This is a genomic window from Rugamonas sp. GW822-FHT03B10 (assembly GCF_058801745.1).
Genome location: NZ_JBXANP010000009.1, coordinates 78684 through 104238, shown reverse-complemented (window position 1 = coordinate 104238; position 25555 = coordinate 78684). Strand labels below are relative to the sequence as shown.

General features: G+C 68.3%; 18 protein-coding genes. 16 read left to right on the top strand and 2 right to left on the bottom strand.

Annotated elements, in window-relative coordinates:
* Window positions 1-152 precede the first annotated feature (152 nt).
* The gene (locus tag AC1RQG_RS16240; protein WP_182155475.1) at window positions 153-353 is read left to right on the top strand and encodes a YdcH family protein; all 201 of its coding nucleotides are present in this window, start codon (window positions 153-155) and stop codon (window positions 351-353) included.
* Between the two features lie 91 nt (window positions 354-444).
* Window positions 445-2442, top strand: coding sequence for a DNA repair helicase YoaA (gene yoaA, locus AC1RQG_RS16235; protein WP_493133169.1), 1998 nt, complete (start codon window positions 445-447; stop codon window positions 2440-2442).
* A 92-nt stretch (window positions 2443-2534) separates the two neighbouring features.
* Here the strand turns inward: yoaA and AC1RQG_RS16230 are convergent, their stop codons facing one another.
* A complete protein-coding gene (locus AC1RQG_RS16230) occupies window positions 2535-3515 on the bottom strand; it encodes an NADPH:quinone oxidoreductase family protein (protein WP_493133047.1) in 981 nt (326 codons plus the stop codon).
* Between the two features lie 191 nt (window positions 3516-3706).
* Between AC1RQG_RS16230 and AC1RQG_RS16225 the strand changes: the two genes are divergently transcribed.
* The 9 genes from AC1RQG_RS16225 (at window position 3707) to pbpC (ending at window position 19679) form a co-directional block, all read left to right on the top strand.
* Window positions 3707-4312, top strand: coding sequence for a toll/interleukin-1 receptor domain-containing protein (locus AC1RQG_RS16225; protein ID WP_493133046.1), 606 nt, complete (start codon window positions 3707-3709; stop codon window positions 4310-4312).
* A gap of 9 nt (window positions 4313-4321) precedes the next feature.
* Complete coding sequence (locus tag AC1RQG_RS16220; protein WP_493133045.1) at window positions 4322-6265, top strand: KGGVGR-motif variant AAA ATPase; 1944 nt, start codon at window positions 4322-4324, stop codon at window positions 6263-6265.
* Between the two features lie 81 nt (window positions 6266-6346).
* Complete coding sequence (gene surE, locus AC1RQG_RS16215) at window positions 6347-7084, top strand: 5'/3'-nucleotidase SurE (RefSeq protein ID WP_493133044.1); 738 nt, start codon at window positions 6347-6349, stop codon at window positions 7082-7084.
* The gene (locus AC1RQG_RS16210) at window positions 7081-7983 is read left to right on the top strand and encodes a protein-L-isoaspartate(D-aspartate) O-methyltransferase (RefSeq protein WP_493133043.1); all 903 of its coding nucleotides are present in this window, start codon (window positions 7081-7083) and stop codon (window positions 7981-7983) included. The genes surE and AC1RQG_RS16210 overlap by 4 nt, the downstream gene beginning before the upstream one ends.
* 87 nt (window positions 7984-8070) lie before the next feature.
* On the top strand, window positions 8071-8994 hold the full coding sequence (locus AC1RQG_RS16205) for a peptidoglycan DD-metalloendopeptidase family protein (protein ID WP_493133042.1): 924 nt from the start codon (window positions 8071-8073) through the stop codon (window positions 8992-8994).
* A gap of 10 nt (window positions 8995-9004) precedes the next feature.
* Entirely contained in the window at window positions 9005-10030 is a 1026-nt protein-coding gene (rpoS, locus tag AC1RQG_RS16200) for an RNA polymerase sigma factor RpoS (RefSeq protein ID WP_493133041.1), read from the top strand.
* Window positions 10031-10128: 98 nt separating this feature from the next.
* Complete coding sequence (rlmD, locus tag AC1RQG_RS16195) at window positions 10129-11469, top strand: 23S rRNA (uracil(1939)-C(5))-methyltransferase RlmD (RefSeq protein WP_493133040.1); 1341 nt, start codon at window positions 10129-10131, stop codon at window positions 11467-11469.
* A gap of 303 nt (window positions 11470-11772) precedes the next feature.
* Window positions 11773-17535, top strand: a complete 5763-nt coding sequence (locus AC1RQG_RS16190; protein ID WP_493133039.1) for an alpha-2-macroglobulin family protein — start codon at window positions 11773-11775, stop codon at window positions 17533-17535.
* The gene (pbpC, locus tag AC1RQG_RS16185) at window positions 17535-19679 is read left to right on the top strand and encodes a penicillin-binding protein 1C (protein WP_493133038.1); all 2145 of its coding nucleotides are present in this window, start codon (window positions 17535-17537) and stop codon (window positions 19677-19679) included. Before AC1RQG_RS16190 ends, pbpC begins: the two co-directional genes overlap by 1 nt.
* A gap of 82 nt (window positions 19680-19761) precedes the next feature.
* Here pbpC and AC1RQG_RS16180 read toward each other — a convergent pair whose 3' ends face one another.
* A complete protein-coding gene (locus tag AC1RQG_RS16180) occupies window positions 19762-20445 on the bottom strand; it encodes a Bax inhibitor-1/YccA family protein (protein WP_493133037.1) in 684 nt (227 codons plus the stop codon).
* Window positions 20446-20694: 249 nt separating this feature from the next.
* On the opposite strand from AC1RQG_RS16180, the gene ndk reads away from it, so the two are divergent.
* The 5 genes from ndk (at window position 20695) to ispG (ending at window position 25551) form a co-directional block, all read left to right on the top strand.
* Entirely contained in the window at window positions 20695-21120 is a 426-nt protein-coding gene (gene ndk, locus AC1RQG_RS16175; protein WP_182167022.1) for a nucleoside-diphosphate kinase, read from the top strand.
* Between the two features lie 98 nt (window positions 21121-21218).
* Window positions 21219-22391 carry a dual-specificity RNA methyltransferase RlmN gene (rlmN, locus tag AC1RQG_RS16170; RefSeq protein WP_493133168.1) on the top strand — a complete coding sequence of 391 codons (1173 nt, stop codon included), beginning with the start codon at window positions 21219-21221 and terminating at the stop codon, window positions 22389-22391.
* Window positions 22391-23203 (top strand): type IV pilus biogenesis/stability protein PilW, encoded by an 813-nt coding sequence (pilW, locus tag AC1RQG_RS16165; protein WP_493133036.1) that lies wholly within the window; start codon window positions 22391-22393, stop codon window positions 23201-23203. Before rlmN ends, pilW begins: the two co-directional genes overlap by 1 nt.
* 13 nt (window positions 23204-23216) lie before the next feature.
* Complete coding sequence (locus tag AC1RQG_RS16160; RefSeq protein WP_493133035.1) at window positions 23217-24245, top strand: RodZ domain-containing protein; 1029 nt, start codon at window positions 23217-23219, stop codon at window positions 24243-24245.
* Window positions 24246-24276: 31 nt separating this feature from the next.
* The gene (gene ispG / locus AC1RQG_RS16155; protein WP_493133034.1) at window positions 24277-25551 is read left to right on the top strand and encodes a flavodoxin-dependent (E)-4-hydroxy-3-methylbut-2-enyl-diphosphate synthase; all 1275 of its coding nucleotides are present in this window, start codon (window positions 24277-24279) and stop codon (window positions 25549-25551) included.
* Window positions 25552-25555: the final 4 nt, after the last annotated feature.

Sequence of the window (25555 nt, the reverse complement as noted above, 5' to 3'; positions counted from 1 at the left end):
TCAATTCTGTTGGCGGCTGGGCTGGGGTAGATTAAACTATGCACCGTTACACAGTTTTGTTGCAAGCATGGTTGTTGGCTAAGCGAAACTATTTGGATTGTATGCGTATCTGCCCGGAACGCACGGAACAATTTGTAACAGAAAACCTCACCATGACTGATGCACAAGAAATACAGCGGCGCCTGATCGAACTTGACGTGGAACACCGCGACCTCGACGCGGTGATCGAAATGCTGACGCGCGATGGCCACCACGACCAGCTGCAACTGCGTCGCCTGAAGAAGCGCAAGCTGCAGTTGAAGGACTATATCACATTGCTGAAAATGCAATTAGTGCCGGACGTCCCGGCCTGACCCCGGGCGCCCGCACGCCACCACGAAGCTTATTTTGACCGAACCCCAGTTACCGCCCGCCGCCGCGCCAGCCGAGTCCGGCGCGTCCCCGGTGGCCAGCGCGCCATCCGCCAATCCCGCCGTCCCGCACGTGCCCGGCCGCCACGACGCCGAGATCGAACGGCTGTTCGGCGCCGGCGGCCCGCTGGGGCCGGCCGTGGGCAGCTACCGCCCGCGCCGCTCGCAGACCGAGATGGCCAAGGCCGTGGCGCAGGCCATCGCCGAGCAGCAGACCCTGATCGCCGAGGCGGGCACCGGCACCGGCAAGACCTTCGCCTACCTGGTGCCGGCCCTGCTGTGGGGCGGCAAGACCATCGTCTCGACCGGCACCAAGAACCTGCAGGACCAGCTGTTCCTGCGCGACATCCCCACCGTGCGCACGGCGCTGCAGGCGCCGGTGTCGGTGGCGCTGCTCAAGGGCCGCTCCAACTACGTGTGCCACTACCACCTCGAGCGCACGCTGCAGAACGGGCGCATGACCTCGCGCGACGACGTCGGCCACCTGCGCGAGATCTCGCGCTTCCTGAAGATGAGCAGCTCCGGCGACAAGGCCGAGCTGGCCCGCGTGCCCGAGAACGCGCTGATCTGGAACCTGGTCACGTCCACCCGCGAGAACTGCATGGGCGCCGAGTGCCAGTACTACCAGGACTGCTTCGTGATGAAGGCGCGCAAGGAAGCCCAGCAGGCCGACGTGGTGGTGGTCAACCACCACCTGTTCTTCGCCGACGTGGCCTTGAAGGACACCGGCGTGGCCGAGCTGCTGCCGTCGGCCAACACCATCATCTTCGACGAGGCCCACCAGCTGCCCGACACGGCCACGCTGTTCTTCGGCGACACCTTCTCCACCTCGCAGGTGCTCGAGCTGTGCCGCGACGTGCTGGCCGAGGGCCTGGCCCACGCGCGCGACGGCGCCGACTGGGGCAAGACGGTGACGGTGGTGGAGAAGGCGGCGCGCGACCTGCGCCTGACCTTCCCGCAGGACATCGTGCGGCTGTCGCTGCCGCAGATCGCGCCGTCGAGCGACTTCTTCCCGGCCCTGCAGACGCTCAAGGACGAGCTCGACGGCCTGAACGCCGTGCTGGAGACCCAGGCCATCCGGGCCGAGACGCTGGAGCAGTGCCGCGTGCGCGGCATCGAGCTGGCGCAGCAACTGGCCGCGTGGAAGTACGATCCCAAGGCCAGGGTGGAGAAGGGCGAGGAGGCCGTGTTCTGGGTCGAGGCCTACACCATGTCGCTGCAGCTGCACAAGACGCCGCTGTCGATCGCGCCCATCTTCAACGGCCAGCGCGAGGGCGTGCCGCGCAGCTGGATCTTCACCTCGGCCACGCTGGCTGTGAAGAACGACTTCAGCCACTTCGCCAACCAGATGGGGCTGACGGGCGAGCTGTCGATGTCCTGGCCCAGCCCGTTCAACTACGAGCAGCAGGGCATCCTGTACGTGCCGCAGGGCCTGCCCGACCCCAACTCCATCGGCTACATCGACGCCGTGCTCGACAAGGCGCTGCCCGTGATCGAGGCGGCCGGCGGCAAGACCTTCCTGCTGTGCACCACGCTGCGCGCCGTCAAGCGCGCCGCCGAGCGCCTGCGCGACGAGTTCGCCAAGCGCGAGCTGCCGTTCCCGCTGTTCGTGCAGGGCGACAAGGGCCGCACGGAATTGCTCGACCAGTTCCGCAAGGCCGGCAACGGCGTGCTGATCGGCAGCCAGAGTTTCTGGGAAGGGGTGGACGTGCGCGGCGACGCGCTGTCGCTGGTGATCATCGACAAGCTGCCGTTCGCGCCGCCCGACGACCCGGTGCTGGCGGCCCGCATCGAAGTGATGGAGAAGCAGGGCATGAACGGCTTCATGCACCACACCCTGCCGGAGGCGATCATCAACCTCAAGCAGGGCGCCGGCCGCCTGATCCGCGACGAGGGCGACCGTGGCGTGCTGATGCTGTGCGACCCGCGCGTGATCTCCAAGCCGTACGGCCGGCGCATCTGGCAAAGCCTGCCGTCGTTCAAGCGCACGCGCGAGCAGGACGACGTGGTGGCCTTCTTCCGCGAAAAATAAAAACCGGGGTCAGGTCATACCATTAAGCAAGCTGTGCGCAGCTTGCTTAATGGTATGACCTGACCCCGGTTTTGACCCTGGGCGCTGTTCGCTTACGCCTGCGGCAGGATCACCACCTTGCCCGTCACCAGCCGCGCGGCCATGTCGTTCAGGGCCGCCGCCGTGTCGGCCAGCGGATAGCGGGCCGAGATGTGGGGCTGGATCTTGCCTTCCTTGAGCCAGCCCAGCAACTGTCCCATGGCCGCCAGGTTGGCCTTCGGTTCGCGCTTGACGAACTCGCCCCAGAACACCCCCACCAGCGACGCGCCCTTGAGCAGCGCCAGGTTCAGCGGCAGGCGCGGGATCTCGCCGTTGGCGAAGCCCACCACCAGGTAGCGCCCGCGCCACGCGATGCCGCGGAACGCCGGCTCCGCGTACACGCCGCCCACCGGGTCGTAGATCACGTCCGGCCCTTTGCCATCCGTGGCGGCCTTGACGGCGTCGCGCCAGTCGTCGTCGCTGTAGTTGACCAGCACGTCGGCGCCATGGGCCTTGCACACTTCCAGTTTGGCGTCGGTGGAGGCGGCCGCGATCACGCGCGCGCCCAGCGCCTTGCCGATCTCGATCGCGGCCAGCCCCACGCCGCCGGCCGCGCCCAGCACCAGCATGGTCTCGCCCGCCTTGAGGCCGGCCCGGTCCACCACCGCGTGGTGCGAGGTGCCGTAGGTGAGCGTGATGGCGGCCGCCGTGTCGAAGTCCATGCCGGCCGGCATCGGCATCAGCGCCTGCACCGGCACCGCCAGTTGCTGGGCGAAGCCGCCCTGGCCGGTGAAGGCGATCACGCGGTCGCCCACCTGGTAGCCCTGCACGTCGGCGGCCACGGCGCGCACCACGCCGGCCACTTCGCTGCCGGGCGTGAACGGCAGCGCCGGCTTGACCTGGTATTTGCCCTGGATGATGAGCACGTCCGGGAAGTTGACCCCGGCCGCCTGCACGTCGAGCACCACCTGGCCGGGGCCCGGTTGCAGATCGGGAAGTTGCTCCAGGGTCAGCGTGTCGGGCAAGCCCCAGGCCTTGCAGACGATGGCTTTCATTGTGATGTGTTCCTCGTTGGTGGGTGGAAAATCAAAAAAATAGTACGACCGTAAGATTTTTCATTATGCCTGAAACGGGCGGCCGCCGTGCACGCCGGTGCGTGTTTGCGCCCGCGCAAAGCGCGGGGCGGGGGCGGCGCTAGAGTAGGGTGGCGTGGTGCCGCTTGGGGGAAGAAACGGGAGGGGATGTGATGACGATCCGCTACGGCTGTTTCTTTAGCTACGCGCATGGCCAGCATGCGTACATGAGCAAGTTCAAGAACGACCTGGTCGAGGCGCTCAAGTGCTATCTGGAACCGCATTTCGACACCGAGAAGGAGTTGTTCGTCGACAGCGAGCAACTGGGCGGTGGCGACGACCTCGACCAGCGCATCGCGCGCGCCATGTGCGAGAGCGTGTGCATGATCGTCATCTACACGCCCAAGTACGAGGCGCACGCCTACACCCGGCGCGAGTTCGCCGCCATGCAGCTGATCGAGGCCGAGCGCCGCCTGTGGTATCCGCTGCCGAGCCACCTGACCATCCCCGTGATCATGACGCGCCATCCGCTGAGCCTGCCGCCGCAGATCACGGAGCCGGGCATGTACGTGGACTTTTCGCGCTACACGCTGGCCAGCACCGACCTCAAGACCAACCCGGACTTCCTGCCCGACATAGAAAGAATCGTCCAGCGTATCGCCGCCCATTACCACTACCTGAAACGCTGCATGCCGCCCGGGCATGATTGCGGCCGCTTCGTGCTGCCCGACATGCCACCGGAATGGCGCGCCATTCCGCCTCCCCACTTTCCACGCTAAAGGTTCGTCATGGAACTCTCCTCCCTGTCCCTGCCGCCATTGACGGCGCCCGGCGAAGTCGTGACCTTCTATTCCTACAAGGGAGGCACGGGGCGCACGCTGGCCTTGTCCAACCTGGCCGTGCTGCTGGCCAGGCAACGCCATGCGGGCACCCCGGTGCTGATGGTGGACTGGGATCTGGAGGCGCCCAGCCTGCACCACTATTTCCCCTGTCTGGAAGCGGGGCCGGGCGTGCTGGAATTGTTCGAGGCCTGCCGCGACCAGTTGCAGCGGCGCGCCATGCCGGGCATGGACGCGGCGACGCTGGCGCACGACGTGCTGCAGGCGGTCGGCTGGGAGCAATACGTGTGCCGGGTCGACGCGTCCTGTCCGCTGTACCTGATGCGGGCCGGTCACTTCGACGATGGCTACGCCGAGCGCCTGGCCGCCCTGCGCTGGGACGCGCTGTTCGAGCGCTGTCCGCCCCTGTTCCGCTGCTTCGCCGACATGCTGACCCGCCATTTCCGCCACGTGCTGGTGGACGCCCGCACCGGCCGCGCCGACAGCGCCGGCATCTGCACCACGCTGCTGCCGCGCAAGCTGGTGGTGGTGTTCACGCCCGACCGCCAGAACCTCGACGGCGTGCAGACCGTGCTGACGCGGGCGGCCGCCTACCGCCGCAGCCACGAGGACGAGCAGCGGCCGTTGCTGATCTACCCCTTGCCCGCGCGCGTGGAGATGGCCGACAGCGCCGAGCGCGCGCAATGGCGGCGCGGCGACGCGCAACTGGGCATCGCCGGCTACCAGCCCGTGTTCGAGCGTCTGCTGGGCGACTGCTACGGCCTGTCCGCGCCGAGCCTGGAGAGCTATTTCGACGAGGTGCAATTGCAGCAGGGCCGCGGCTTCGCCTACGGCGAGCGGCTGGCCGTGCGGCTGGAGCAGGGCGGCGACCGCTTCTCGCTGACGCGCACCTTCACCACCTTGCTGGACTGGCTGGACGGCGGCTATTTCCCGTGGCAATCGAAGGACGAGATCGCGCTGCTGGGCGCCATCGCCACCGCCCGCGACGACATGGAGCGGGGCGGGCGCGGCCAGGCTTTGCCGCTGGCCTCGCTGTTGCGGCGGCTCGGCGAACTGTACCGGGGGGAAGGGCGGCTGGCCCAGGCCCTGTCCTGTTTCGAGGAGAGCCTGGCGCTGCGCCAGCGCAGCCTGGGCGAGGACCATGCCGACACGCTGGCCGGCAAGGCCAGCCTGGCGATCGCGCTGCGCCAGCAGGGCCGGCTCGACGACGCCCGCTTCCTGCAGGAGTGCGTGGTCGGGGCCAGCGCGGCCGCGCACGGGGCCGACCATCCCGCCACCTTGGCGGCCCAGTCCCAGCTGGCCGCCACGCTGGCGCTGCAGGGGCAGGGCGCCGACGCGCTGGCCTTGCAGGAGGCCGTGCTGGGCAGCTACCAGCGGCTGCTGGGCCCGCATCATGCGTTGACGCTCGACAGCCAGGCGGCGCGCGCCGACATGCTGTGCCAGCGCGGCGATTACGGGCTGGCGCGCGACGTGCAGGAGCAGGTGCTGGCCGCGCGCATGCGCTCGCTGGGCGCCGAGCATGGCGACACGCTGCGCGCCAAGGCGGCGCTGGCCGCCACCCTGGTCCAGCTCGATGAGCTGGACACGGCCCGCTGCCTGGCCGAGCGGGTGTTGCGGGCCCGCCTGCGCCAGCAGGGGGCCGACCATGCGGACACGCGCCTGGCGCGCGCCCGGCTGGCCGACATCCGGCGGCGCCTGGGCGAGCCGGCCATGCCGGCCCTGTACCCGGAGCCCGGGGAGCCGGACGAGGGCGGCGCCGACCCGCTGCCGGCGCTCGGCGGCCTCGACGCGACGCTGCTGCGCGCGCGCGAACCGTCGACCGACGCCTACCAGCGCGACATCCTGCTGACGCTCGACGGCCTGCTGACCGAACCGCGCGGCACGCCGCGCTAGGCCGGCCGCGGCGCGAAATTTATCTGCGCGCGAAAGGCCGGTCATGCGCAGCACGGCCATTGCTTCAGGTAAAATCGTCGTATGAGAATCCTGATCAGTAATGACGACGGCTACCTGGCGCCCGGCATCAACGCCCTGGCCGAGGCGCTGGCGCCCATCGCCGATATCGTGGTGGTGGCGCCCGACAGCAACCGCTCCGGCGCCTCCAATTCGCTGTCGCTGGACCGGCCCCTGTCCGTCCAGCGCGCCGCCAATGGTTTCTATTTTGTCAATGGCACGCCGACCGACTGCGTGCACGTGGCGCTGACGGGCATGCTCGACTACCGCCCCGACCTGGTGGTGTCGGGCATCAACAACGGCCCCAACATGGGCGACGACACGCTGTATTCGGGCACGGTGGCGGCCGCCACCGAGGGGTATCTGTTCGGCATCCCGTCGATCGCGTTCTCGCAGGGCTCCTACGGCTGGGAACACGTGGAGGACGCGGCCCGCCACGCGCGCGACATCATCGTGCGCTACGGCGCCACGCTGCCCAGCCCCTACCTGCTGAACGTCAACATCCCGAACCGGCCGTACGACCAACTGGGCAAGGTGGTGGCCACCCGGCTCGGGCGGCGCCACCAGGCCGAGCCGGTGATCAAGGCGCTCGACCCGCGCGGCAAGGAGATCTTCTGGATCGGCCCGCCCGGCGCCACCCGCGATGCCGGCGAGGGCACCGATTTCCATGCCTGCGCCCAGGGCTGGACCTCGATGACGCCGCTCCAGATCGACTTGACCCACAAGCGCCAGCTCGATGTGCTGGCATCGGCCCTGGCATGAACGACAAACCCCGCACTTTCCCCTTGCCGCTGTCCTCGGTGGTCGATGCGGGCGGCAAGAAGCCGGTCGTGCGGGGGCCGGTGGCCACGCCGCAGACGGCGACCCAGAACGCGGCCCTGAGCGCGGCCCAGCACGCGGGCCGGGGCGGGGCGTCCGGCCAGCCGCTGTACCAGGGCGCGCGCGCCGTGGCCTCGCCGTCGAAGTCGCACCGCGAGGCGCTGGAGCGGGCCGTGCAGCCGGCCCCCGCCGCGCCGCGCCAGCATGCGCTGGTGTCGGACGCCGTGCGGCGCGCCATGGTGGAGCGGGTGGCCAAACAGGGTGTCCAGGACGGCGTGGTGCTGGCCGCGCTCGACACCGTGCCGCGCCACCTGTTCATGGAGGAGGGGCTGGCGGCCCAGGCCTATATCGACGCCTCGCTGCCGATCGGCCACCACCAGACCATCTCCCAGCCCTACATCGTGGCCCGCATGATCGAGGTGATGCGCAATGGCGGCGAGCTCAAGCGCGTACTCGAGATCGGCACCGGCTGCGGCTACCAGGCGGCCGTGCTGGCGTGCGTGGCGCGCGAGGTGTGGTCGATCGAGCGCATCAAGCCGTTGCACGAGCTGGCCAAGGCCAATTTACGCCCGCTGCGCGTGCCGAACCTGCGTTTGCACTATGGTGATGGTATGCTAGGCTTGCCGCAAGCCGCGCCGTTTGACGGTATCATTCTGGCCGCGGCGGGGCTGGAAGTGCCGCGCGCGCTGCTGGAACAACTGGCCATCGGCGGCCGGCTGGTGGCGCCCGTGGGCGCCCGCGCCCAGCATCTGGAACTGATCACGCGCACGGCCAAGGCCGAGTGGGTCGGCACCACGCTGGAGGATTGCCATTTCGTGCCGCTGCGCCCGGGCACCGTTTGAGTTGACATTGAAGCGCACGCGCCGAGGCCGCGCCATCCACCGGATACCGTCCCACCGCGAGTACCGAACACACAGATTAAGATGAGAATGACGAATAAAAGTTCCCTGCTAGTTGCGACCCTGACGCTCGCCCTGTTGAGCGCCTGCACCACCACCCCCAACCAGGCGCCGGTGGTCGAGCGCACGCCCACCGCGCCCCCGGCCAAGCCTGTCACCCCCAGCGAGGAAGCGCAGAAAGAGCGCGACGAGCGCGGGCTGTACACGGTCAGGAAGGGCGACACCCTGATCCGCATCGCCCTCGAGCACGGCCAGAGCTACCGCGACATCGCGGCCTGGAACAACCTGGCCAATCCGGACGACATCAAGGTCGACCAGGTGCTGCGCGTGCAGCCGCCCGACAGCGCCGCCGTGCAGACGGCGGCCGTGGCCATGCCGCCATCGGACACCAAGGCGCCGCCGGCCGCGCCGGTGCCGCGCAAGACCGGGCCCAAGGGCGAGAAGCGGCCGTACTCGGATGCCACCCTGGCCGAACTGCAGAAGGCCGAGGGCGTGACGCCGGAGCGCACCGAGGTGGCGCTGGTCAAGCCGGCCTCGCTGCCGCCGGCGGCCGCGCCGGCCCTGCCGCCGCTGGGCGCCGACGAGGAAAAGCTGAGCTGGATGTGGCCGGCCGACGGCAAGGTGGTGGCCAGCTTCGACGAGGGCAAGAACAAGGGCGTGGACATCGCCGGACGTGCCGGACAGCAAGTCGTGGCGGCCGGCGCGGGAAAAGTCATGTATGCCGGCAGCGGCATCCGCGGTTATGGTAATCTCGTCATTGTGAAGCACAGTAACAGCCTGTTGTCGGCCTATGCCCACAACCGCAGCATCCTGGTGAAGGAGGGCCAGACTGTGAGCAAGGGACAAGCGATCGCGGAGATGGGCGATTCGGACGCCGACTCCGTCAAACTGCACTTTGAAATCCGCCAGCAGGGCAAGCCGGTCGATCCGTCGAAATTCCTGCCTAACCGTTAGCGTACCGTTTATGACACACACGCCGCACGACCCGCTGGACGACGACCCGGCACCGGATGAATTTCCGGACGAGCCGGGCGACGAGCTCGCCGTCGACGCCATCGACCACGGCGATGGCCCCGGCGATGGCGAGGCGGCCGTGGAAGTGGGCGCGGTGCTCGAGAGTGTCGACGAGCTGAAGAAGGTGCTGGCGGCCGAGCTGTCGACCGACACCACCCAGCACTACCTGAACCAGATCGGCACCCGGCCGCTGCTGACGGCGCCGCAGGAGGTGCATTACGCGACGCTGGCCAAGCAGGGCGATTTCAGCGCCCGCCAGACCATGATCGAGCACAACCTGCGGCTGGTGGTGTCGATCGCCAAGCACTACATCAACCGCGGCGTGGTGCTGCTCGACATGATCGAGGAGGGCAACATCGGCCTGATGCGGGCCATCGACAAGTTCGAGCCCGAGCGCGGTTTCCGCTTCTCCACCTACGCCACCTGGTGGATACGCCAGAGCATCGAGCGCGCCATCATGAACCAGGCCCGCACGGTGCGCCTGCCGGTGCACATGGTGCGCGAGCTGAACCAGATCCTGCGCGGCAAATACCACCTGGAGGCGCGCCACCACAACGGCAAGGACGCCACCGCCGAGGACATCGCCGAACTGGTGGGGCGGCCGGTGGAGGAGGTGCAGGACATCCTGGCCCTGTCCGAGCACGCCACCTCGCTCGACGCGCCGCTCGACAACGACCCCCAGTCGTCGCTGATGGACATGCTGCCCGGCGACAGCGAGGACAGCCCCGACGCCCGCGCCGAGCACCACGAGATGACGGTGCTGGTGCGCGACTGGCTCACCAAGCTGCCCGACAAGCAGCGCATCGTCATCATGCGCCGCTTCGGCCTGGACAACGACGACCCGGCCACGCTCGAAACACTGGCCGAGGAAATGGGCGTCACGCGCGAGCGCGTGCGCCAGATCCAGCAGGAAGCGCTGGTCAAGCTGAAGCGGGCCATGGCCGCCCGCGGCGTGGTGCGCGACTCCCTGCTGTAAGCCTGCCGGCGCACCGTCCGGGCGCCGCTTTCTGCTATCATACGGCCCGCCCTGGCGTCCCGCCGGCCGGCCTGTCCCCTCCTCATTAATTGAACGTTATGCAAGAAAATATCATCGACATCAAATCGCTCGACATGGATGCGCGCGGTATCGGCCACATCGACAATGAAGACGGCTCGCCGGGCAAGGTGGTGTTTGTGGAGGGCGCGCTGCCGGGTGAGCGCGTCAGTTTCGAGACGTTCAAGAAAAAGAAGAACTGGGAGGCGGCCCGCATGACGGCGCTGCACCGCGAATCGTCGCTGCGCGTCAAGCCCAAGTGCGTGCACTTCGACTACTGCGGCGGCTGCTCGATGCAGCATCTGGAGCCGTCGGCCCAGGTCGCCATCAAGCAGCGCGTGCTCGAGGATAACCTGTGGCACATCGGCAAGGTCAGGCCGCTGACGGTGATGCGCCCGATGTACGGCCCCACCTGGGGCTACCGCTACCGCGCCCGCCTGTCGGTGCGCCACGTGGTCAAGAAGGGCACGGTGCTGGTCGGCTTCCACGAGAAGAAATCGATCTACGTGGCCGACATCAGCAGCTGCCAGATCCTGCCGCCGCACGTGTCGGACATGCTGCTGCCGCTGCGCGCGCTGATCGGTTCGCTGTCGCTGTACAACCAGATCCCGCAGATCGAAGTGGCCGTGGGCGAGGATGTGACGGCGCTGGTGCTGCGCATCATGGGCCCGCTGACGGCCGACGATGAAACCAAGCTCAAGGCGTTCGCCGACCAGTACCAGATCCAGTTCTGGCTGCAGACCAAGGGCCCGGAAACGGCCGCCCCGTACTACCCGCTGGGGCCGCAGCTGCATTACCTGCTGCCCGAGTTCGGCGTGCGCATGCCGTTCAAGCCGGTCGACTTCACCCAGGTCAACCACCACATCAACCGGGTGCTGGTGCACAAGGCGCTGGGCCAGCTCGACGTGCAGCCGGGCGACCGCGTGGCCGACCTGTTCTGCGGCCTCGGCAACTTCACGCTGCCGCTGGCCACCCAGGGCCGCGAAGTGGTCGGCATCGAAGGCAGCACCAGCCTGACAGAGCGCGCGCTCGACAACGCCAAGGCCAACGGCCTGTCGGCCAAGACGGCTTTCTCGACCCGCAACCTGTTCGAGGTGACGGTCGAGGACCTGATCGCCTTGGGCAAGTTCGACCGCATGCTGATCGACCCGCCGCGCGACGGCGCCATGGCCGTCAGCCTGGCGCTGGGCGCGCTGCGCGAGCAGCGTCCGGAGCTGCTGCCCAAGCGCATCGTCTACGTGTCGTGCAGCCCGTCCACGCTGGCGCGCGACGCCAACGTGCTGGTCAACATCGCCGGCTACACGCTGAGCAAGGCGGGCGTGGTCAACATGTTCCCGCACACCTCGCACGTGGAATCGATGGCCGTGTTCGACCTGGCCTGAGTACTATCAAGTCGTTCCCGCGCAGGCGGGAATCCATACGCCGCGTATTCAGAGGCTCGGCATGGGTTCCCGCCTGCGCGGGAACGACGAGTTAGCGGCTTTTCGAGGTGTCCGGTAATGCTGGCATACATCGGCGCCTCGCCCCCCCGCCGCGTCGCTTTTGTGATGGCTTTTTTATAATTTTATTGACAGCCACAGGCGCCTTTGTAACACTGGCAGCTCCCCCTGATTCCTGAAGCATGCGCCAGGCCGCCAGTGCTTGTGCACTCCCAGCCCGGTAGTGCGACACTCACCGGAGCCGGCATGCCTGTCCTGCGTCATATCCTCGTCTCAATCCTGTTGTGCTGCGCGGCCTGGTCCCTGCCCGCGCGGGCCGCGTCGCCGGGCGTGCTGTCGTTCTCGCCCAGCGGCGCGGCCAAGGCCGTGCGCCAGGTGCAGGTGCGCTTCGACACGCAGATGGTGGCGTTCGGCGACCTGGCCCTGGCCGATCCGTTCACCATCGACTGTCCCGAAGCGGGCAGCGGCCGCTGGATCGACGGCGCCAACTGGAGCTACGATTTCGCGCGCGACCTGCCCGGCGGCGTGGCGTGCCGCTTCACGCTCAAGCCCGGCCTGAAGAACCTGGCCGGCCAGCCGCTGGCCGACACCACGCCGTTCCGCTTCAACACGGGCGGCCCCGCCATCGTGCAGGCCATGCCGCGCGAGGGCAGCATGGTGGTCGACGAGCAGCAGGTGTTCGTGCTGGGCCTGGACGCGCTGCCGCGCGAGGACACGGTGGCCGAACATGCGTGGTGCCGCGCGGACGGTATCAACGAGCGCATCCCCGTGCGCGTGCTGGCCGGCGCCGAGCGCGATCAGATCCTGGCCCAGCGCAAGGACTTCACGGAACGCTACCTGTCGCTGTACTTCCGCGCGCGCGGCGTCGTGTGGCGCGCCACCACGGGCGTGCGCAGCAAGTGGCTGGAGCGGATGCCGATCGTGGTCCTGCAATGCAAACGCCGGCTGCCGGCCGAAGCGGGCGTGGCGCTGGTGTGGGGCGCGGGCATCGCGGCCGACAGCGGCGTCGCCAACACGCAGGACCAGACCCTGAGCTACAAGACGCGGCCCGACTTCACGGCCCGCTTCAGTTGCGAGCGACTGCAGCGCAAGGGCGGCTGCATCCCGTTCCTGCCGGTGCGGGTCGATTTCTCGGCACCCGTGCGCATGGCGGACGCGCTGGCCGTGCGCCTCACCGGGCCGGGCGGAAAGAGCTACGGCGCCGCCGTCGACAAGAGCGAGAAGAAGGCCGATTTCGTGAGCAGTGTGACGATCGCCGGCCCGTTCCCCGAGCAGACCAAGTTGATGCTGGCGCTGCCGTCCGCCTTGAAGGACGACGCCGGCCGCGCCCTGCTGAACCAGGCGCGCTTCCCGCTGGCCGTGCGTATGGACGCGCAGCCGCCGCTGGTCAAGTTCCCGGCCCGCTTCGGCATCATCGAGGCGCGCGGCGACCGCATGCTGCCGGTCACGGTGCGCAATGTGGAGCCGGCGCTGGCGGGGAACATGGCGCGCGTCGAAGACGGTGCCGTCAAGGGCGCCATGCTGCGCGTGGCCGACCAGCAGGACCAGCAGGTGATGGATTGGCTCGCTCGCATGTCGCAAGGCCCAGGCAACTGGGAACCGGGCGAGCTGTATGGCACGGCCTTCACGCGGCCCGTGCTGGGCGGCGGGAAGGACGCCACGGTGAGCCGTTTCACGCTGCCCAAGCCGGGTGGCAAGCGCGCGTTCGAGGTGGTCGGCATCCCGCTGCGCAAACCGGGCTTCTACGTGGTCGAACTGGCCAGTCCCAAGCTGGGCGCGGTGCTCAACCTCAAGCCGTCGCCGGCCTACGTCAGCGCGGCGGCGCTGGTCACCAACCTGGTGGCGCACTTCAAGCATGGCGCCAGTTCGTCGCTGGTGTGGGTGACCTCGCTCGACAAGGGCCAGCCGGTGGCGGGCGCCCAGGTGGCCGTGCGCGACTGCGCCGGCAAGCTGCTGTGGCAGGGCGCCACCAACGCGCAGGGCGTGGCGGCCATCGCGCAGGAGCTGCCGCTGCTGACCTGCCACAACAACGACGGCTATTTCGTCAGCGCCCGCAGCGGAGGCGACATGACGTTCACGCTGTCGAACTGGAACCGCGGCATCGAAACGTGGCGCTTCAACGTGCCCACCGATGAATTCAAGGCCGACAACATCATCGCCGCCACCGTGTTCGACCGCACCCTGCTGCGGGCCGGCGAGACGGTGCACATGAAGCACTTCCTGCGCCGCCATGTGGAGCAGGGGCTGCGCTTTGTGCGGGCCGACGACGGTCCGCGCACCAGCAACCGCGACTGGCGCGCGCGCAGCCTGGGCGCGCAGGACCGCGCCGCGCTGCCGCAGAAGATGTTCGTCATCCACGAGGGCAGCGAGCAGAAATACGAACTGCCGCTGCGCTGGAACGCCAACGGCACGGCCGCCAACGACTGGGCGATTCCGGCCGACGCCAAGCAGGGCTGGTACGAGATCATGCTGGGCGGGCAGAGCGCGGGGCGCTTCCGCGTCGAGCAATTCCGCGTGCCGACCATGAAAGCGGTCCTGCAGGGGCCGAAGACGCCGGCCGTGCAGGCGTCCAGCGTGGACCTGGACGTGCAGCTCAGCTACCTGTCCGGCGGTGGCGCGGGCGGCGCCGCCGTCAAGCTGCGCACGATGGTGGAGCCCAAGACCGTGCGCTTCGACGATTATGACGACTTCACCTTCAGCGCCGGCGACGTCCGCGTGGGCAAGGAGGACGACACGCCCGTGTTCGACGAGGACGAGGGCGGCTTCGACGAAAGCGGCGACCAGCCCTCGCCCGGCGCCGCGCGCACGCGCGAGCTGACGCTTGACCGCGCCGGCGGCGCCCGCGTGGCGCTCGACGGCCTGACGCCATCGCCGGTGCCGCGCCAGCTGGTGGCGGAGATGTCCTACCAGGATGCGAATGGCGAAACGCTGACGGCATCGACCGGCATCGCGCTGTGGCCATCGTCCTATGTGATCGGCATCCAGCCCGATGGCTGGGTGATGAGCCGTGCCGCGCTCAAGTTCCAGGTGGTGGTGCTGGACCTGCAGGGCAAGCCCGTGGCCGGCGCGCCCGTCAACGTCGACTACTTCCAGCGCGAGAACTACTCGCACCGGCGGCGCCTGATCGGCGGTTTCTACGCCTTCGAGAATAGCAGCGAAGTGAAGGCGCTGGGCGCCGCCTGCGAGGGCAAGACCGACAGCAAGGGCCTGCTGATCTGCGAGGTCAAGGCGCCGGCGGCGGGCAATCTGATCCTGCGCGCCCGCACCAAGGACAACGCCGGCCACGAGGCCGTGACCAACCGCGAAACCTGGGTGGCGGACGGCGACGACTGGTGGTTCAAGGCCACCGACAACGACCGCATCGACCTGCTGCCCGAGAAGAAGCGCTATGAACCGGGCGACACGGCCAGCTTCCAGCTGCGCATGCCGTTCCGACATGCCACGGCGCTGGTCACGGTGGAGCGCGAGGGCGTGATCGACACCTATGTGCGCCAGTTGTCGGGCAGCGCGCCCGTGTTCACCATTCCCGTCAAGCCGCAGTACGCGCCGAACGTCTACGTGTCGGCGCTGGTGGTGCGCGGGCGCGTGGCCGGGGTGCGGCCGACGGCGCTGGTGGACCTGGGCAAGCCAGCCTACAAGCTGGGCATCGCGCCGCTGCGGGTGGGCTGGTCGGCCAACGAGCTGAAGGTGCAGGTGCACGCCGACAAGCCGGTGTACAAGATCCGCGAGAAGGCCACGGTGGCCGTCAAGGTCACGCGGCCGGACGGCACGCCCGCGCCGGCCGGCGCCGAGGTGGCGCTGGCGGCCGTCGACGTGGGCCTGCTGGAACTGATGCCCAACGCCAGCTGGGACTTGCTGGAGGCGATGATGGGCCAGCGCAGCCTGCAGGTGCAGACGGCGACGGCGCAGATGCAGGTGGTGGGCAAGCGCCATTTCGGCCGCAAGGCCGTGCCGGCCGGCGGTGGCGGCGGCAAGGGCGCGGGCCGCGAGCTGTTCGACACGCTGCTGTTCTGGAAGGCGCGCGTGGCGCTGGACGCCAACGGCGAAGCCACGGTGCAGGTGCCGCTCAATGATTCGCTGACGGCGTTCCGCATCGTCGCCGTCGCCAGCGCCAACGCCGACCTGTTCGGCACCGGCCGCACCGAGGTGCGCAGCACGCAGGACCTGATCCTGCTATCTGGCCTGCCGGCGCTGGTGCGCGAAGGCGACAAGTTCCGCGCCGGTTTCACGCTGCGCAATACGACCGATGGCGAGGTGCAGGTGGACCTGGGCGCCAGCGTGGGCGGCAGGGCGCTGGCGCCGCAGAAGCTGGCGCTGGCGGCCGGGCAGGCGCGCGAGATCGGCTGGGACTACCAGGCGCCGACCGGCGTGGAGCAATTGCAGTGGGACGTGAGCGCGGCCATCCACGGCAGCGGCGGCGCGGCGGCCGGCGCCGCCGACCGGCTGCGCGTGCGGCAGAAGGTGGTGCCGGCCGTGCCGGTGCGCACGGTGCAGGCCACGCTGCTGCAGCTGGACAAAGCGCACAACATGACGGTGCGCTTGCCGGCCGAAGCCATTCCCGGCCGGGGCGGCGTGCAGGCCACGTTCAGTGCGCGGCTGGGCAACGAGCTGCCCGGCGTGCGCGAATACATGCGCAGCTATCCGTACACCTGCCTGGAACAGCAGGCCTCGCGCGCCATCGTCCTGCAGGACAAGGCCCGCTGGCAAACGCTGGTGGGCACGCTGCCGGCGCACATGGATGGCGATGGCCTGCTCAAATACTTCCCGATGATGGAACAGGGCAGCGACAGCCTGACGGCCTACGTGCTGTCGGCGGCCGACGAGGCGGGCTACGAGATACCGCCCGAACTCAAGGCGCGCATGGAGGAAGGCTTGCTGGGCTTCGTGCAGGGCAAGGTGGTACGCGGCTCCGCCTTGCGCACGGCCGACCTGGCGGTGCGCAAGCTGGCCGCGCTGGAGGCGCTGTCGCGCAGCCGTCCGGTGGCCGCGCGCGAGTTGGAATCGTTCACGCTGGCGCCCGACCTGTGGCCCACCTCCGCCGTGCTCGACTGGTATCTGATCCTGCAACGCAGCGCTGCCCTGCCGCAGCGCGCGGAACGGATGGCCCACGTGCAGCAGGTGCTGCGCACACGGCTGAATCTGCAGGGCACGACGATGGGCTTTTCCACCGAGCGCAGCGACGACTGGTGGTGGCTGATGGCCTCGCCCGACGCGAACGCCAACCGCCTGCTGCTGGCCGTGATGGACAACCCGGCCTGGCAGGCGGACATGGGCCGGCTCGCGCGCGGCGCGCTGGGGCGGCAGGTGCAGGGCCGCTGGCGCACCACGGTGGCCAACACCTGGGGCGTGCTGGCGTTCGACAAGTTCACGCGCAAGTTCGAATCGGTGCCGGTGACGGGCATCAGCAGCGCCTCGCTGGCCGAGTCCAGCAAGAGCATCGCCTTCGACAAGACCGTGGCCGGCGGCAGCGCCTTGCTGGCCTGGCCGCGCGGCGAGGGCGAGCTGCAACTGGAGCACGCGGGCAAGGGCAAGCCGTGGGTGACGGTGCAAAGCCTGGCCGCCATCCCGCTGCGCAAACCGCAATCGAGCGGCTACACCATCAACCGCACCGTCACCGCCATCGAGCGCAAGGTGCCCGGCGTCTGGTCGCGTGGCGACGTCTACCGCGTGCACCTGGACCTGGAGGCGCAGGCCGACATGACCTGGGTGGTGGTGGACGACCCGATCCCGGCCGGCGCCAGCGTGCTGGGCACGGGCCTGGGCCGCGATTCGAAGATACTGAGCGGGGGCGAACAGCGTGCCGGCTGGACCTGGCCCGCGTTCGAGGAGCGCAGCTTCGAAGCGTTCCGCGCCTACTATGCCTTCGTCCCGAAAGGGAAGTGGAGCGTCGAATACACGGTGCGGCTCAATAACGCGGGCCGGTTCGTGCTGCCGCCCACGCGCGTGGAAGCCATGTACAGCCCCGAGATGTTCGGCCAGTCGCCCAACGCGGCGGTGGGAGTGCAGTGATGGCGAAGGAAGGCGCCACGGCCATCGTGCTGGCGGCGGTATTGATTGTGGCCGGCGCGCCGGCGGTGGCCGCGCCCGGCGGCGCGGCCACAATCCCTGCGCCCGCGCCCGACGGTGCGGCGGCCATGCCCACGCCCGCGCAGGTGCGGGCCGCCTATCTGCCGTCGGACGCCCAGTTGCTGGACCGGCACGGCCAGCCCGTGCAATCGCTGCGCGTCAATCTGCATGTGCGGCGCCTGCCGTGGGTGGCGCTGGACGACATCTCACCGAGCCTGCCCGCCGCCGTGTTGCAGGCCGAGGACCAGCGCTTCTACCAGCACGACGGCATCGACCTGAAGGCGATCGGCAAGGCGGCGTGGGACAACCTGTGGCGCAAGCGCGCGCGCGGCGCCTCCACCATCACCATGCAACTGGCCGCGCAGCTGGAACCGGCCATGCGCGGCGGCGCGGCGGGACGTAGCTGGAGCCAGAAGTGGGACCAGATGATGGCCGCCCGCCAGCTCGAAGCCAGGTGGAGCAAGCCGCAGATCCTGGAGGCGTACCTGAACCTGGTGTCGTTCCGGGGTGAACTGCAAGGCGTGGGCGCGGCAGCGCGCGGCCTGTTCGGCAAAGCGCCGTCCGGGCTCGATCGGACCGAATCGGTGATCCTGGCCAGCCTGCTGCGCGCGCCGGAAGCGCCGGCGCGCCAGGTGGCCAGCCGCGCGTGCGCGCTGGCGCGCGAACTGCGCATGCCCGATAGCTGCGCCGCCATCGAACAGAGCACGCTGCTGGCGCTGAGCCGCCCGCTGCTGGCGTCTGCGCTGCCGCCGGCGCCGCAGGTGGCGCGCCAGTTGCTGAAGGAGGGGGGCGGCCCCGTGCGCAGCACGCTCGATGGCGACCTGCAGCGCTACGTCCAGGCCGCGTTGCGCCAGCAGCTGATGGCGCTACGCACGCGCAACGTCAACGACGGCGCCGTCATCGTGCTCGACAACGCCAGCGGCGACATCCTGGCCTATGTGGGCAACGCCGGCGGCAGCGAAGTCGATGGCGTGACGGCGCTGCGCCAGGCAGGGTCCACGCTCAAGCCCTTCCTGTACGAGCTGGCGCTGGAGCGGCGCCTGCTGACGGCCGCCTCGCTCATGGAGGACAGCCAGATCGACCTGTCCACCCCGTCCGGCCTGTACATCCCGCAGAACTACGACAAGGACTTCAAGGGCTACGTGAGCGCCCGCACCAGCCTGGCCAGTTCGCTCAACGTGCCGGCCGTGCGCACGCTGCTGATGACGGGGCTGGACCGCTTTTACGAGCGCCTGCACGCGCTGGGGCTGGACAGCCTGACGGAAGGCGCCGACTACTACGGCTACTCGCTGGCGCTCGGATCGGCCGAAGTCAGCCTGCTGGAACTGACGAACGCCTACCGCACGCTGGCCAGCGGCGGGCTGCAGGGTGCGGTCGGCCTGCTGCCGCGTCCCGCGCAGGCGCGCGTGCGCGTGCTCGACGCCGGCGCCGCCTTCATCGTCGGCGACATGCTGGCCGACCGCGCGGCCCGCAGCGTCACCTTCGGCTTGAAGAACGAACTGGCCACCACCGTCTGGAGCGCCGTCAAGACCGGCACCAGCAAGGACATGCGCGACAACTGGTGTCTCGGCTACACGGAGCGCTACACGGTGGGGGTCTGGGTCGGCAATTTCGACGGGCAGTCGATGTGGGACGTGTCGGGCGTGAGCGGCGCCGCGCCCGTGTGGCGCGACGTGATCGACTACCTGCACCAGCATGAGCCCAGCCGCGCCCCGCAGGCGCCGGCCGGCGTGTTGCGGCGCCAGGTCGCGTTCGAGCCGGCGCTGGAAGCGCCGCGCGCCGAATGGTTCCTGGCCGGCACGGAGACGCCCGTGGTGGCGCTGGTGGATGAGGGGCGGCGCGCGCCGCGCATCCTCTATCCGGGCCAGTCCAGCATCATCGCCATCGACCCCGACATTCCCGATGCCAGCCAGCGCGTCACGTTCCAGGCGCAGGCCGGGCAGGGCCTGCAGTGGCGGCTGGACGGCGCCGTGCTGGGCCAGGCCGGCGCCGACTACGCGTGGCGCCCCGTGGCCGGCGCGCACCAGCTGGCGCTGGTGGACGCCGACGCCCGCGTCATCGCCGAAACCCGCTTCCACGTGCGCTAACAAAAAAACCGGGGTCAGGTCATGCCTTCACGCAAATTGCGCGAGGGCATGACCTGACCCCGGTTTCGGGGGCGTTGCTTGCTTAGTCGCGGTTGCCGCCGAAGATGCCCAGCAGCGACAGCAGGTTGACGAAGATGTTGTACACGTCGAGGTAGATGGCCAGCGTGGCGCGGATGTAGTTGGTCTCGCCGCCGTTGACGATCTGCTGCACGTCATACAGGATGTAGGCCGAGAAGATGGCGATCGCGATCACGGAGATGGTGATGGCCAGCGCCGACAGGCCCAGGAAGATGTTGGCCAGCGAGGCGACGATCAGCACGATCACGCCGGCGAACAGCCATTTGCCCAGACCCGAGAAGTCGCGCTTGGACACGGTGGCCACACTGGCCATCACGGCGAATACGCTGGCCGTGCCGCCGAACGCGGTCATGATCAGGAAGCCGCCGTTGCCGTAGCCGAGCGTGCGCGACAGGATGGGGGTGAGCATCAGCCCCATGAAGAACGTGAAGCCGAGCAGCAGCGCCACGCCCAGGCCGCTGTCCTTGTTGCGCTCGATGCCCCAGATGAAGCCGAACGCGATCCCCAGGAACAGCAGGGCACCCAGGCCGCCGCCCAGCATCGGCACGTGGAAGGCCACGCCGATGAACGCGCCCAGCACGGTCGGCACCATCGACAGCGCCAACAGCCAGTAGGTGTTGCGCAGCACATTGTGGCGGACCGCCTGGCTGCCGCCGGCATAGTCATAGGTGTTTTGCATTTGATTCATAGTGCCTCCGATTCATTGGTGTTCATGGCGCACAGTGCGCGCCGTGATAAAAGCATAGCATGCTGGGGGAAAATCGCGCAAAATTGGCCCGGCCAGATGCTTAAGCGAGACTTAAATTTCACCGGAACGGGCCCGCGGCGCGCTCTCGCCTTGCAATATCCGTTATATGGGGTGTTCTATGGTAAAATCAAAGGTTGATTGAGTTATCAATACTTGTTTTAAACCTTTCTTTTTATTGGAGTTTTTTAAATGGCAATCGAACGCACCCTGTCGATCATCAAACCAGACGCAGTCGCTAAAAACGTCATCGGCCAAATCTACAGCCGTTTCGAAGGCGCTGGCCTGAAAATCGTCGCAGCCCGCATGACCCTGCTGTCGCGCGCCGACGCTGAAGGCTTCTACGCTGCGCACAAAGAGCGCGGTTTCTTCAAGGATCTGGTGGACTTCATGGTGTCCGGTCCTGTCATGATCCAGGTGCTGGAAGGCGAAAACGCCGTGCTGGCCCACCGCGACCTGATGGGCGCCACCGATCCGAAGAAAGCTGAAAAAGGCACCATCCGCGCCGATTTCGCCGACTCGATCGACGCCAACGCCGTGCACGGTTCGGACGGCGTGGAAGCCGCTGCGAATGAAATCGCTTACTTCTTCCCAGCACTGAACGTCTACTCGCGTTAATTGAACGCCTGGCGCGCGCCGCGTGCGGCGCCGCCGCTGATGTACCCCGTTCCCGCTCCGGCGGGGACGGATTGATTGGAATTGCATTGAACAAGATTATGGACACGACCCTCACCAACTTGCTGGACCTGGATCCCGCGCAGCTCATCGCCTATTGCGCCGGGTTGGGAGAGAAGCCGTTCCGCGCCAAACAACTGCAGCGCTGGATCCACCAGTTCGGCGCCGCCGATTTCGACTCGATGACGGACCTGGCCAAGTCGCTGCGCGACAAGCTCAAGACGCGCGCCGAAGTGCGCGCGCCGGCCGTCATCAGCGACCACACCTCGTCCGACGGCACCCGCAAGTGGCTGGTGGACGTGGGCAACGGCAACGCCGTGGAAACCGTGTACATCCCGGAGGACAACCGCGGCACGCTGTGCATCTCGACCCAGGCCGGCTGCGCCGTCAACTGCCGTTTCTGCTCCACGGGCAAGCAGGGCTTCAACCGCAACCTGACGGTGGGCGAGATCATCGGCCAGCTGTGGATGGCCGAATTCGAACTGCGCCGCACCAAGGGCATCGAGCCCGGCCCCAGGGGCGAACGCCAGATCACCAACGTGGTGATGATGGGCATGGGCGAGCCGCTGCTGAACTTCGAGCCGACCGTCACGGCCCTCAAGCTGATGCTGGACGATAACGCCTACGGCCTGTCGCGCCGCCGGGTCACGTTGTCGACCTCCGGCGTGGTGCCGATGATGGACAAGCTGTCGCAGGAAGTGCCGGTGGCGCTGGCCGTGTCGCTGCACGCGTCGAACGACGCGCTGCGCGACGGCCTGGTGCCGCTCAATAAAAAATACCCGTTGAAGGAGCTGCTGGCCGCCTGCAAGCGCTACCTGGAATTCGCGCCGCGCGACTTCATCACCTTCGAGTACTGCATGCTCGACGGTTTCAACGACACCGACGAACACGCGCGCGAGCTGGTGGCCCTGGTGCAGGACCGCCAGCACGGCGTGAACTGCAAGTTCAACCTGATCCCGTTCAACCCGTTCCCGGAATCGGGCCTGTTCCGCTCGAAGAATCCGCGCATCAAGGCCTTCGCCCAGATCCTGATGGACGCCGGCATCGTCACCACCATCCGCAAGACGCGCGGCGACGATATCGACGCCGCCTGCGGCCAACTGGCCGGCGAGGTGCAGGACCGCACCCGGGTCCAGGAGCGCATGGAGAAAATGGCCGAATACCAGCAGAAGTTCGGCGCCGACTTCGGCAAGATCGTGGAGATCCGTTCCTGATGACACCCCAGACCCGCCGCCGCCGTCCGTTGCTGTCCGCCCTGGCGCTGGCGGCGATGCTGGCCGGCTGTGCCGCCGGTCCGGGCAACAGTGGCAAGGAGGAGCTGCAGACGGCGTCGGACCAGACGCCGGTGCAGCGCCGCGCAAGCATCCGCATGCAGCTGGCCGTGGGCTACTACGAGCAGGGCCAGTACGCGGTGGCGCTCGACGAGGTGAAGCTGGCGCTGGCGGCCGATCCCCAGTACGTGGACGCCTACGGCATGCGCGCGCTGATCTACATGGCCATGGGCGAGACGGCGCTGGCCGAGGATAACTTCGTGCACGCGCTCAAGCTGGCGCCGCGCAATCCCGAGTTGGCCAACAATTACGGCTCGTTCCTGTGCGAGCACGGCCGCGTGCCCGAGGCGCTCAAGCACTTCGAGCTGGCCCTGGCCAACCCGGCCTACAAGTCGCCGGACAAGGCGCTCAACAACGCCGGATCCTGCGCGCTGAAGATCAAGGATGTCGCGACGGCGGAGAACTACCTGCTGCGCGCCTTGCAGCTCACGCCCGACCTGGCCGCGACCAACGCCAACCTGGCGCAGGTCTACTACGCGCGGGGCGATTATCCCCGTGCCGGTTTTTTCATTACCCGGCTGGGCAAGTTAGCAAAGATGGAGAGCATGACGGCCGATGTGCTGTGGCTCGCGATTAAGGTGCAGCATAAGCTTGGCGACAAGGACGCGGAAGCTGGCTGGGCGACGCAATTGCGGCGCCACCACGCCGGTTCGGTCGAGTATGCTGCGTATCAACGTGGGGCGTTTGATGAGTGAAACAGGGGTACCAATGAATTCAGAGTGGGCTGAACCGCCAAAAGACCAGGGCAGCAACCTGGCCACGCCCGGAGTACAACTGGCCGCCGCCCGTGAAGCGGCCGGCTGGACGATCGAACAGATCGCCGATCAGCTGAAACTGGCGCCGCGCCAGGTGATCGCGCTGGAGAAGGGCGACTACGCGTCGCTGCCCAACATGGCCGTGGTGCGCGGTTTCGTGCGCGCCTACGCCAAAGTGCTGAAGATAGACGCCACGCCGCTGGTGGCCATGATCGAAGTGGTCTCGCCCACCAGCCACGAAGCCGCGCCGCCGCGCCGCGAGCGCTCGCCCACGTTCTCGGAGTCGCGCTTCCCGTCGCTGACGGAGCGCTCGTCCAAGCCGGCCGGCTGGATGATCGCCGCCGGTGCGGCCGTGGTGGTGGCCGCCGCCGGCGCCTACGCCTATCACGCCGGCCTGATCGCGCCGGGCATGCTGGGCCAGGCCAAGGATGGCGCCACCGTCGCCGCCCCGGCCGTGGCCGAGAAGGCCGCCGATGCGGCGGCGTCGATCGAGACCACGCTGGTCAAGCCGGGCCAGGAAACGGCGCCCATGCAGTCGCCGTCCGTGCCGCTGATTTCCGTGCCACCGCAGGGCGGCACGCCGGCCGCCGGGTCGCCCGGCGCCGGCGCAGGTGTTGCCGGTGCCGCCGCCGCGAACCCGGCGCCCGCGCCGGTGACGCCGCCGGCCACCGCGCCCTTCGCCGCCACCGCCCCTGCGGCACCGGCGCCCGCGCCCGCCGCCACGCCCGCGCCGGCCGCCGCCAGCGGCCACGCGCTGGTGCTGAAGGTGACCCAGGATTCGTGGATTGAAATCCGCCGTCCCGGCAAGTCGCCGCTCATTTCGCGTCTGGTCAAGGCCGGCGCGACGGAGACCTTCGACATCGCCGATCCGGCCCTGCTCATCGTCGGCAAACCGGCCGGCGTGGAAGCGACGCTGGGCGGCTCGCCGCTGGCGCTGCCGGCCGTGCCGGGCGGCACGATCTCGCGCGTGAACATCAAGTAATCGCGTCTTACCGAACACAATCAGAACACCCATGTCTACTACGACTACGCAAACAGCCATTCCTTCCGGTCCGTCCGCGCGCCGCGCCAGCCGCCGCGTGCTGGTGGCCCACGGCGCCCGCCAGGTGTGGGTCGGCGGCGACGCGCCCGTGGTGGTGCAGTCGATGACCAACACCGACACGGCCGACGTGATCGCGACGGCGATCCAGATCAAGGAGCTGGCCCGCGCCGGTTCCGAACTGGTGCGCCTGACGGTGGACAAGCCGGAAGCGGCCGCCGCCGTGCCCTACATCCGCGAGCAGCTCGACAAGATGGAGATCGACGTGCCGCTGGTGGGCGACTTCCACTACAACGGCCACACGCTGCTGAACGAGTATCCCGAGTGCGCCAAGGCGCTGGCCAAGTACCGCATCAATCCCGGCAACGTGGGCAAGGGCGCCAAGCGCGACAGCCAGTTCGCCCAGATGATCGAGGTGGCGGCCCGCTACGACAAGCCGGTGCGCATCGGCGTCAACTGGGGCAGCCTGGATCAGGCGCTGCTGGCGCGCATCATGGACGAGAACGCGGGCCGCGCCGAGCCGTGGAGCGCGCAGGCCGTGATGTACGAGGCGCTGATCACCTCCGCCATCGAGAACGCCGTGCGCGCCGAGGAACTGGGCCTGGGCCGCGACAAGATCATCCTGTCGTGCAAGGTGTCGGGCGTGCAGGACCTGATCGCCGTGTACCGCGAACTGGCGCGCCGCTGCGACTACCCGCTGCACCTGGGTCTGACCGAGGCCGGCATGGGCAGCAAGGGCATCGTCGCCTCGACGGCAGCGCTGTCGGTGCTGCTGCAGGAGGGCATCGGCGACACCATCCGCATCTCGCTCACGCCGGAACCGGGCGGCGACCGCACCAAGGAAGTGGTGGTGGGCCAGGAGATTTTGCAGACCATGGGCCTGCGCAAGTTCACGCCGATGGTGATCGCCTGCCCCGGCTGCGGCCGCACCACCTCGACCACGTTCCAGGAACTGGCCGACAACATCCAGACCTATCTGCGCGAGCAGATGCCGGAATGGAAAAAGACCTATCCGGGCGTGGAGGCGATGAACGTGGCCGTGATGGGTTGCATCGTCAACGGCCCCGGCGAATCGAAGCACGCCAACATCGGCATCAGCCTGCCCGGCACGGGCGAATCGCCGGCCGCGCCGGTGTTCGTCGACGGCCAGAAGGTGGCCACGCTGCGCGGCGAGCGCATCGTCGAGGAATTCCAGACCATCGTATTGAATTACGTGCAGACCAATTACGGCAAGACCGTGGCTGCCTGAGCTA

Excerpts from the sequence above, each read along its gene's own strand:
- AC1RQG_RS16210 (WP_493133043.1), top strand. The coding sequence starts at position 7,081 with ATGAACGACAAACCCCGCACTTTCCCCTTGCCGCTGTCCTCGGTGGTC.
- AC1RQG_RS16230 (WP_493133047.1), bottom strand. The coding sequence starts at position 3,515 with ATGAAAGCCATCGTCTGCAAGGCCTGGGGCTTGCCCGACACGCTGACC.
- AC1RQG_RS16190 (WP_493133039.1), top strand. The coding sequence starts at position 11,773 with ATGCCTGTCCTGCGTCATATCCTCGTCTCAATCCTGTTGTGCTGCGCG.
- AC1RQG_RS16225 (WP_493133046.1), top strand. The coding sequence starts at position 3,707 with ATGACGATCCGCTACGGCTGTTTCTTTAGCTACGCGCATGGCCAGCAT.
- pilW (WP_493133036.1), top strand. The coding sequence starts at position 22,391 with ATGACACCCCAGACCCGCCGCCGCCGTCCGTTGCTGTCCGCCCTGGCG.
- AC1RQG_RS16240 (WP_182155475.1), top strand. The coding sequence starts at position 153 with ATGACTGATGCACAAGAAATACAGCGGCGCCTGATCGAACTTGACGTG.
- ispG (WP_493133034.1), top strand. The coding sequence starts at position 24,277 with ATGTCTACTACGACTACGCAAACAGCCATTCCTTCCGGTCCGTCCGCG.
- AC1RQG_RS16220 (WP_493133045.1), top strand. The coding sequence starts at position 4,322 with ATGGAACTCTCCTCCCTGTCCCTGCCGCCATTGACGGCGCCCGGCGAA.
- AC1RQG_RS16180 (WP_493133037.1), bottom strand. The coding sequence starts at position 20,445 with ATGAATCAAATGCAAAACACCTATGACTATGCCGGCGGCAGCCAGGCG.
- rlmN (WP_493133168.1), top strand. The coding sequence starts at position 21,219 with ATGGACACGACCCTCACCAACTTGCTGGACCTGGATCCCGCGCAGCTC.
- rlmD (WP_493133040.1), top strand. The coding sequence starts at position 10,129 with ATGCAAGAAAATATCATCGACATCAAATCGCTCGACATGGATGCGCGC.
- AC1RQG_RS16160 (WP_493133035.1), top strand. The coding sequence starts at position 23,217 with ATGAATTCAGAGTGGGCTGAACCGCCAAAAGACCAGGGCAGCAACCTG.
- ndk (WP_182167022.1), top strand. The coding sequence starts at position 20,695 with ATGGCAATCGAACGCACCCTGTCGATCATCAAACCAGACGCAGTCGCT.
- surE (WP_493133044.1), top strand. The coding sequence starts at position 6,347 with ATGAGAATCCTGATCAGTAATGACGACGGCTACCTGGCGCCCGGCATC.
- AC1RQG_RS16205 (WP_493133042.1), top strand. The coding sequence starts at position 8,071 with ATGACGAATAAAAGTTCCCTGCTAGTTGCGACCCTGACGCTCGCCCTG.
- pbpC (WP_493133038.1), top strand. The coding sequence starts at position 17,535 with ATGGCGAAGGAAGGCGCCACGGCCATCGTGCTGGCGGCGGTATTGATT.
- rpoS (WP_493133041.1), top strand. The coding sequence starts at position 9,005 with ATGACACACACGCCGCACGACCCGCTGGACGACGACCCGGCACCGGAT.